Raw genomic sequence first — 8,742 nt, 5'->3', positions numbered from 1 at the left:
AGCGCAATTGCTAGCTACCGTATGGAAAGCACTTTGCGTGGTGTAGATTTAAACCTACTGACTGTATTTGATGCTGTAATGCAAGAGCAAAATATTACTCGTGCAGCACATAACCTAGGCATGTCTCAACCGGCGGTAAGTAACGCCGTGGCACGCTTAAAAGTGATGTTTAACGACGAGCTATTCATGCGCCAAGGCCGTGGTATTCAGCCTACGCAACGAGCACGTCAACTGTTTGGTCCTATTCGCCAAGCACTGCAGCTGATTCGCAATGAACTTCCTAGCTCCGTATTCCAGCCAGAATCTTCGACTCGCTTATTCAAGCTTGCGATTTGCAGCCCTTGCGACATGCGTTTTGCTCCGAAGATCATGGCAAAAGTGAATCAACAAGCACCAAACGTTCAGCTTCACCTAGATGCAGAATTTGACCGTTTGTTGTCTGAGCGTATGCGCTACCAAGAAATTGATTTCGTGATCGACTACGCTCGTTTTGATGAGCAAGGTTTCTCAAGTACTGAAATCTTCAAAGATGAATTAGTGGTTATCGCATCAAAAACACACCCACGCATTCAAGGTGGTGTGACGGCTGAGCAACTGCTTAACGAAAAGCATGCGAAGTTATCGAAAGTGCATGGCCAACGTAGTTTCTCAGAGCAAGCGTACCGTGAACTGGATTGCCAAGCGGCGTATGAAGGTTCTAGTTTAAGCAACCTACTATACGTGGTGGGTCAATCTGAGCTTGTGACTATTGCACCACGTTGGATGGCGGAAAATGCGGTAAACAGCGATCAACTGCAAATTCTTGATTTCCCATTTGCGAACAAAGAAATCAGCGGCTTCTTAAGCTGGCATGAATCAAGCGAAAAAGATAAAGGCCACATTTGGCTGCGCGATCAACTGATGATCACTTGTGGTGAAGTCGTTGCCGCAAAATAAGATGACGTTTGGTCTTCTCGATTAGACCATATTGGTAATCATCAATTTTTACAATTCATTGGTCCCCGAGCGATTTTTGTCTCTCGGGGCTTTTTGTTTTCGTAATCAACAATCGAAACAGTAAGTTAAATAGAGTAATCATTCAGCAATTTGAGTTACGTTACGCGACGTATAAGTGATAGTTGTCTCTTATTAGTGATAAGTTTGATACTGGTCAGTTGCGTTTTAGCAAGCCGTGAGTACACTTGTTCGCTCAATTAGCTTACGCCTGTAAGCCAAAAGGTAAGTAAAAGAATGGCCAAGTTAGATTTTCATATCGTTAAACGTATTCGTGAACAAATTGCGAACGGTGGTACACGCGTTGCACTCAAGCATAAAGTGGGTGAGGAGTGGCAAGGTATTACGTGGACGCAATTTGGTCAGCAAGTTGATGCTTTATCACTTGCACTTTTGGCTCAGGGATTAGGAGTCCAAGATAAGATCGGCATTTTCTCGAACAACATGCCGCAATGGACGATCGCTGATATCGCAGCACTGCAATTACGCAGCGTGACAGTACCTATTTACCCAACCAATACTGCCGCTCAGTCGGCGTACATCATTAACAATGCAGACGTCAAAGTTCTGTTTGTTGGTGAACAGCCTCAATTTGATGCAGCCGTGAGCATTTTCGACCAGTGCGAACAGTTAGAGCTCATTGTTACGATGTCTGATGATATAGAACTTGGCGATCATGATTTCGTTATCTCTTGGCAAGCATTTGTTGCCAAAGGCGACACTACATATCAAGTTGAATTGGATGCGCGTTTAGATCAGGCAAAAGAAGATGATCTACTCACGCTGATCTACACCTCGGGTACAACAGGGCAGCCAAAAGGCGTTATGTTGGACTACGCAAACATTGCGGCGCAATTGGAAGGGCACGATCAGCGCTTGAGCCTTTCTCAAAGTGACGTGTCATTATGTTTCCTTCCGTTGTCACACGTATTTGAGCGCGCTTGGACCTTTTATGTATTGTACAAAGGGGCGACCAACTGCTATTTGCAAGACACCATGCAAGTACGTGATGCACTGAGCCAGGTGCGACCTACCGTGATGTGTGCCGTACCGCGTTTCTATGAGAAGATCTTCTCTGCGATTCACGAGAAAGTGTCTCGCGCGCCGATTCACCGTAAGATCATGTTTACTTGGGCAGTCAACATGGGTGCAAAAATGGCCGCTTGTCATCAAGAAAAACGTCAGCCATCGCTCTTGCTGCGTAAGTCATACGCTTTGGCGGATAAGTTGGTTCTGAGCAAACTGCGTGCGCTACTTGGCGGGCAAATCAACTTTATGCCTTGTGGCGGTGCAAAGCTGGATGAAACCATCGGTCGATTCTTCCATGCGATTGGTATCAACGTTAAGTTGGGCTACGGCATGACTGAAACCACGGCGACAGTATCGTGTTGGGATGATAAATGTTTTAACCCCGACTCTATTGGTATGTCGATGCCTGGCGCACAGGTTAAGATCGGCGAAAACAACGAGATTCTGGTTCGTGGTCCAATGGTGATGCGTGGCTATTACAAAATGCCAGAAGAGACGGAAAAGACCTTTGATGAGCACGGTTTCCTAAAAACGGGCGACGCTGGTTACATTGATGAAAATGGCAACTTGTTCATCACCGACCGTATCAAAGAGTTGATGAAAACTTCAGGTGGTAAATACATCGCTCCACAAATGATTGAAGGTGCGATTGGTAAAGACCACTTCATCGAGCAAATCGCAGTCATTGCGGATACTCGTAAGTTTGTTTCTGCACTTATCGTGCCTTGTTATGACTCGCTAGAAGAATACGCGAAAGAGCTGAATATCAAATATCACGATCGCGTTGAGTTGATTAAGCACCACCAGGTGGTCGAAATGCTTGAGAAGCGTGTGAACGATCTTCAAAAAGAGTTGGCAAAGTTTGAACAAGTGAAGAAGTTTAAACTGTTACCAAGAGCTTTCTCTATGGATGATGGTGAGTTAACGCCAACTCAAAAACTTCGTCGTAAAGTCATCAATGACAAATACCAAGATGAAATTGAAGAAATGTATAAGGAAAAGTCGGATAAAAAGTAACTTAAGCTGACTTAGATTTTATATTGATGAAAAAATCCCCAGTGATGTGATCGCGCATTGCTGGGGATTTTTGTTTGTATTGATTTTTTCTGCTTTGCTCGTCAAATAACGCTATTTCGCACCCAATAGCTAAAAGCTTATGAAATAATGTTCTTTTTTTGAGCGTTGACTTTTTAGTTTGTACTGTGAAATAGGAGATGTGTGGCTGCTATTCCTACTAACATTCTAATTACTAGTATCTTGTTTAAAAAGTAGACCAATCTCTCATTAGACCCTTTGATAATAAAACGTTACATTTGTTGGGTAACCTTGCGGGATGTTATGACGAACGCAAGACATAGCCGAAAACGTGGAAGTATTTCGATTAGGCTACGAATAAGACCTAGACTATGTAAAACCAGACCAATCCGTTGACCTTACGGTGAGGAAACTGGCTAAGGAGAGCAATTATGACAGCAATGTTGTCAGGCGCAGAGATGGTGGTTCAATCTCTGATAGAAGAGCACGTAGAGCAGATCTTTGGCTACCCAGGTGGCTCTGTTTTGGATATCTACGATGCACTGCATGCCAAAACCGATCAAATCAAACACGTACTTGTAAGGCATGAGCAAGCCGCCACTCATATGGCAGATGGTTACGCTCGAGCTACCGGTAAACCGGGTGTCGTACTTGTGTGCTCGGGGCCGGGCGCGACCAATACCATTACGGGTATTGCAACAGCGTATATGGACTCTATCCCAATGATCGTTATCTCGGGTAACGTACCGAATAGCCTAATTGGTAATGATGCTTTCCAAGAATGTGACATCGTCGGTGTCTCCCGCCCAGTGGTCAAACACAGCTTTTTAGTAAAAAAAGCGGAAGATATTCCTGAAACAATCAAAAAAGCGTTTTATATCGCGACTACAGGTCGACCTGGTCCAGTTGTGATTGATTTGCCAAAAGATGTAATGAACCCGCAAATCAAACTGCCTTATCAATATCCAGAAACGCTTTCAATGCGCTCTTACAAGCCGACAACTTCGGGCCATAAAGGCCAGATTAAAAAAGCGCTAAAATCGCTATTAGAAGCGAAAAAACCAGTGCTTTATATCGGTGGTGGTGCGGTGATTTCTGGCGCCCATGAACATATTTTAGAGCTTTCCGACAAACTGAACCTACCCGTTGTGAGTACTTTGATGGGCTTGGGGGCATTCCCGGGTACACATAAAAACTCACTGGGCATGTTGGGTATGCACGGCACTTACGAAGCTAATATGGCAATGCATGAAGCGGATCTTATTTTTGGTATCGGTGTGCGTTTTGATGACCGTACAACCAACAACCTTGAAAAGTACTGCCCAAACGCAAAAGTGATGCATATTGATATCGATCCGTCATCGATCTCGAAAAACGTGAAAGTGGATTTGCCGATCGTAGGTTCTGCGGAAAAAGTGCTGACAACCATGCTCGGGCTGCTTGCAGAGCAAGGTAGTGGAAATGATCAAGATGCTATCACCGCATGGTGGGGTGACATTCAAGTATGGCGTGACCGCAACTGCTTGTCTTATGAAACGTCTCCAGAACGAATCAAGCCACAGCAAGTAATTGAAACGCTGCACAAGCTAACTAATGGCGACGCATATGTGGCGTCTGATGTGGGCCAGCATCAGATGTTTGCGGCGCTATACTACCCATTCAATAAGCCGCGCCGTTGGATAAACTCTGGTGGTCTTGGCACCATGGGATTTGGTCTTCCGGCTGGCATGGGCGTGAAGTTTGCCATGCCACAAGAAGAGGTCGTGGTTGTGACTGGTGACGGCAGTATTCAGATGAACATTCAAGAATTGTCGACAGCCATGCAATACGACATTCCAGTGAAGATCATCAACCTGAACAACCGATTCTTAGGCATGGTAAAACAGTGGCAAGACATTATTTATCAAGGTCGTCACTCTAATTCTTACATGAGTTCTGTTCCTGACTTTGCAGCGATTGCAGAAGCTTATGGTCACGTCGGTATTCGTATCGAAACGCCTGATCAGCTCGAAGAAGGGCTACAAAAAGCGTTGGATATGAAAGATCGTCTGGTGTTTGTGGACATCAACGTAGACGAAACCGAACACGTATACCCGATGCAAATCAAAGGTGAGGGTATGGATAAAATGTGGCTAAGCAAAACGGAGAGAACTTAATATGAGACACATTATTTCATTGCTATTGGAAAACCAACCGGGTGCGTTGTCTCGTGTTGTTGGTTTGTTCTCTCAACGTGGTTACAACATTGAATCTTTGACGGTATCACCGACTGATGATGAAACCCTGTCGCGAATGAACATTACCACGACATCTGATGAGATGCAGTTGGAACAAATTCAGAAGCAGTTACACAAATTGATCGATGTGCTGAAAGTACAAGAAGTCACCGAGTATGAGCACATTGAGCGTGAACTGATGATGGTGAAAGTGAAAGCCAGTGGTTTTGCGCGAGCAGAAGTGAAGCGGACGGCAGACATCTTTCGTGGCCAGATCGTGGATGTCACGGCTTCCCAATACACCGTACAACTTGCGGGTACGAGTGAAAAGCTAGATGCCTTCATTCAAGCGATATCCGAAGTGACCGAAGTTGTCGAAGTTGCTCGTAGTGGTGTCGTTGGCATTGCGCGAGGAGAGCGAGCCCTCAAACCTTAACTCTCTGATTGCATATAGAAAAGCCACTTAATCTAAGTGGCTTTTTTGTTTAGAAAATAACAATTAATGATATAATTGTCGTTTTAGTAAGCATGATAGGCATTAGACGTGTGAAAGTACCTAAGCGAGTCGGCACCTTATTGGCGACAGCACTATTTTTTAGTGCACTCACTGCCGCTTACTACTATCAGAAATATCTGACGTTGTTAGAAAACAATGTTGAGAACACCGCTCAAGAAGCGTTACATCAATTGGCCTATACTGGCCGTGAATACAGCAATATTCAGGATCAAATCGAAACGATCAGTGACCTACTTGGTCACAGCCAAAGTCTGTATGAATATCTGCGCCAACCTAACCGGGTGAACCGTTCCATCTTAGAAGACATGTGGATCTCGGTCGCAATCAATCAAAAGTTGTATAAGCAAATTCGCTTTCTTGATGTTTCTGGTCGAGAAAAAGTGAGGATTAATTATGAGATTGAAACAGGCGCTGCGTTGCCCGCGATCAAATTGCAAAATAAGTCAGAGCGAGATTACTTTCAATTCGCTAAGAACTTAGACGATGGCGAAATCGCTTCGTGGGGGATAGGTTTAGAACGAGAGTATGGCGAGTTAGTCTATCCCTATAGCCCGTCACTGCGTATTTTGATGCCTATTTCGCTTAACGGAAAGCGCGAAGGGTATCTTGTGCTTAATGTTGATATTGACTATTTATCCTCTCGACTCAACTATTCGTCAGTGCTTGATTTCCATATTGAGCTGATTAAAAGTGACGGATTTTACATTGATAGCCCTAAATCAGCTCGTTTATATGGCCATATAATTCCCGCTCGCTCTCAATTTAATTTTGGCCGGATGTACCCAAACATTTGGCGTAGTTTAAATTCAAAAGATTCGGGCTATGCTTACAATGGTTCGAATTTGGTCGCGTATCGCACCATCCAGTTTGTTTCTAGCGAACCTATTCATCTGGTTATTGATCTTACCAATGAGCAGTTATTATCCCGAGCTCAGAGGGATATTGATGACTTAATCCAAGAAGCGTTTTTTGTTTTAAGTTTGGTGCTCGGCTTCACTTTGCCGACGGCAGCCCTTGCTCTGCATTATCGGCGTCATAGTATGGAATCGAAGTTGGCTCGAGCTGCTCTTGATGGTATGACTGCGGTGATGATCTCGGATGCTTCACATAGAATCATCATGGTTAATCAAGAGTTTGAAAACATGATGGGTTACTCAACCAAGCATGCCCAAGGTTGGAGTGCACATCATTTAATTCTCTTACCTGAAGATCTCGAAGCAAACCTGAGTATCTGGAAAACACTGAAGAGTGAACACGTATGGGAAGGGGAGATTCGTTGTCGAACTAAGTTTAATCAAGTCTTTACTGCAATAATGCGTATTCAGGCGAATTTAACCAAATCAGGTAAAGTGAGTTATTACATTACGTCGCTGGTGGATATCTCTGGGCAAAAAGAGTTAGAAGAAAAATTACGAAACCTAAGCGAAAAAGATGGCTTGACGGGGTTGTGGAACCGCCGAAAATTTGAAGAGCAATTGGCGCAATATGCGGGGATTATTGAACGCTATCCTGATAGCCCTCCTGCTTGTTTGGCGTTGTTTGATATTGACCACTTTAAACGTATTAATGACGAGCTTGGCCACGACGAAGGAGACAAGGTGATTTGTAGTGTCGCAGAAACCCTCCTAGAAGAAGTCCGCAGCACAGACTTTGTATCTCGTGTCGGTGGTGAGGAATTTGCAGTGATTATGCCGCATACAACACTAGAAGAGGCTGAAATTGTATTGAACAGGCTACGTGTCGCGGTTCAAATGCGTAGTGATAGAGGCATTACTGTCAGTGCTGGGTATAGTGATTTAACCTCTGATCGTACAAGAACGTATAAATGTGCTGATATTGCTTTGTATGAGTCAAAAAGTGCAGGGCGTAACTGCGTATCGCTATGTCATAGTTATGATGATATTGCTTAGTGCTTTTACAAAAACGAAAAAACGGGGATAGACCCCCGCTTTTTAGTCTCAGCGTTATTCGCTAGCCAGTATGCGACATTGGTTGCCGATGGCGGCTTCGATACACTGTATTGACTGTCTCAAATAACGCTCTAGATAACCTAAAGCATCCTGACTCTTTTTGTCTAGCGATGCCTTCATCAGTATTTCTTGCTCATCGAGATTACAGTGCCCAGGGTTCCCTGTGCCTAAAATCTGCATCGCGAAGTATTGGTAGCGTTTAATTTGCGTGAGTAGATCGCAGAAAAACCCAAACATATTGACAGAGCCAGCACCTTCAAACAGCGCAGTAAGAAACTGATTTTGGCGCTCTTCCCATTCCCTCCAACAAAAGCTTTCGCCAGGTTTTACTCGGGATAACTTGTGATAAGCAGTTAGTACATCCAGTTCCCATTTTTCATCGCCAATCATAATTGCCTTACTGAGTAAGCATGCGGAGACCGTTTGCAGGCTTTCGTACAAGTCATGTAACTCATCTTTACATACAGGTGCAACCCAGCAGCCTTTTTGCGGCTCGAGTTTGACGTACTTGCTCCAAGATAATTGCACCAATGCTTCTCGAATGGGTGACGCTCCTACGTTGTACTTCTCTTTGAGTTCGGCAACCACGAGTTTTTGACCTGGTTTAAGCTCGCCATCGAGAATATCCTGACGGATCATTCTTAATACTTTGTCGGTAAGAGTGGGACTAGACACATACACCTCATAGAAACTTTAATCGTGACGATAAAATTAAACAGTACGAAATTCTGATAGAGGTGAATAATACAATTAGCCTATTATGAGAGCAAGAAAGCCATATAAAAAAGGAGGGCATAAGCCCTCCTTCTCAAGAAACTGAAGTGTTAAAAGTTCAGTCTTATAGTACGTGTACAGAAGCTGTGTTCGTAGTACCTGAAGCAACTAGAGCGCCAGAAACCATAACAACGATATCGCCTTTGTTACCTAGACCTGATTCTAGAGCAAGTTCTTTACCCGCTACGTAGAATGCGTCAGTGCTTTC

At 44.1% G+C, this 8,742-nt stretch carries 6 protein-coding genes and 1 pseudogene; 5 read left to right on the top strand and 2 right to left on the bottom strand.

The window, feature by feature from the left end; translation table 11 throughout:
- From calR to R7041_RS21660, 5 genes are all read left to right on the top strand, one after another.
- The coding region (gene calR / locus R7041_RS21680) for a LysR family transcriptional regulator CalR (RefSeq protein ID WP_318084366.1) at positions 1–936 on the top strand (936 nt) is incomplete at its 5' end.
- Positions 937–1,230: 294 nt separating this feature from the next.
- Positions 1,231–3,039 carry an AMP-dependent synthetase/ligase gene (locus R7041_RS21675; RefSeq protein WP_064368964.1) on the top strand — a complete coding sequence of 603 codons (1,809 nt, stop codon included), beginning with the start codon at positions 1,231–1,233 and terminating at the stop codon, positions 3,037–3,039.
- 449 nt (positions 3,040–3,488) lie between these two features.
- Positions 3,489–5,213, top strand: coding sequence for an acetolactate synthase 3 large subunit (locus tag R7041_RS21670; RefSeq protein WP_064368965.1), 1,725 nt, complete (start codon positions 3,489–3,491; stop codon positions 5,211–5,213).
- A 1-nt stretch (position 5,214) separates the two neighbouring features.
- Positions 5,215–5,709 (top strand): acetolactate synthase small subunit, encoded by a 495-nt coding sequence (ilvN, locus tag R7041_RS21665; protein ID WP_005379697.1) that lies wholly within the window; start codon positions 5,215–5,217, stop codon positions 5,707–5,709.
- Positions 5,710–5,819: 110 nt separating this feature from the next.
- Positions 5,820–7,700 carry a GGDEF domain-containing protein gene (locus R7041_RS21660; protein ID WP_064368966.1) on the top strand — a complete coding sequence of 627 codons (1,881 nt, stop codon included), beginning with the start codon at positions 5,820–5,822 and terminating at the stop codon, positions 7,698–7,700.
- 54 nt (positions 7,701–7,754) lie between these two features.
- Here R7041_RS21660 and R7041_RS21655 read toward each other — a convergent pair whose 3' ends face one another.
- Positions 7,755–8,441, bottom strand: coding sequence for a GntR family transcriptional regulator (locus R7041_RS21655; protein ID WP_082245239.1), 687 nt, complete (start codon positions 8,439–8,441; stop codon positions 7,755–7,757).
- Between the two features lie 157 nt (positions 8,442–8,598).
- Positions 8,599–8,742, bottom strand: a pseudogene (locus tag R7041_RS21650) (pyruvate kinase); the annotation flags it as partial.

The sequence above is a fragment of the Vibrio sp. 1751 genome (assembly GCF_033339895.1).
In the GTDB taxonomy this organism is placed as follows: domain Bacteria; phylum Pseudomonadota; class Gammaproteobacteria; order Enterobacterales; family Vibrionaceae; genus Vibrio; species Vibrio alginolyticus.
This window is presented reverse-complemented; position numbering and strand designations above follow the sequence as displayed.